General features: G+C 38.9%; 2 protein-coding genes. Both read left to right on the top strand.

The genetic code is table 11. The annotated features are described in order from the left end of the window. Positions 1-407, top strand: a 407-nt coding sequence (locus C9J45_RS21395; protein WP_146144341.1) for a DUF2931 family protein, incomplete at its 5' end; no start/stop codon positions are given. 81 nt (positions 408-488) lie between these two features. After that, the coding region (locus C9J45_RS21390; RefSeq protein ID WP_146144340.1) for a DUF2931 family protein at positions 489-849 on the top strand (361 nt) is incomplete at its 3' end.

The following is an 849-nucleotide window of genomic DNA, read 5'->3' as shown; positions in this document are numbered from 1 at the left end:
AAGTCGTGCTTTACTGGACATCCCTTTTTGATGCGAAGTTCTATATTACTGAATTAGATGTCACCCCAAAAATGAAAGCGCTGGCCTATAAAAAGCAAAGTTACATTCGACCAGATGGAATAAAACGAGCTTGCTATCAAAGTCAATTTGATTTTGGTTTTCTACCAAATGGACAAGTGAAAGTGTGGCTTGAAGGGTGTGGCAAGTATACGTACGTTACTGAACTATCGCCAACTAGCATGCCTGATACTGACTATAATTCAATCACATCGAAACAATATTTCCAAGCAACAGAATATGTTAAAAAAAGAGCTAAAAAGGCTAACGCAACCTTAACGCCTATCCCTTGGGACAAGGTAAATAAGGTTTATACATCTAAACATTTTACTGTTGACCAGCTTCATTAATATTGGCCTACCGCCTCATAGAAACCTGTGAGGCGCTCAATTAAATAGCTAGATTCAGCGCTCCTTAAACAAGGACAGTAAATGAAAAATATTATATCAACAGGGGTGCTCTGCCTATTACTGGCTGGTTGTAGCATGATAAATAGAGAACGCGTACCTGATGAAGTTCCTGATTGGACTGTGGCTTATGCTATGCCATCATTTTACCCTGTCAGAGTCACTAAAGCATATGGTATTAACACGCAAGAAGATTGGACCTCTATTTTACACACTCATAGTCAGTTTATGACGGTTAGTGATTTTAAGCGTATAAAAGGCTTTTTACCTGATTATAATGGTTATGGGTTACCTCTCGCTTTTGCTACTATGGGAGGAGATTCACAAATCCAACCTACCAATCATTTACCCGATAAAGTCGTGCTTTACTGGACATCCCTTTTTG

This window comes from Photobacterium sp. GB-1 (assembly GCF_003026165.1).
Lineage (GTDB): Bacteria > Pseudomonadota > Gammaproteobacteria > Enterobacterales > Vibrionaceae > Photobacterium.
The sequence above is the reverse complement of the archived record's forward strand: the minus strand, read 5'-3'. Positions and strand labels throughout refer to the sequence as shown.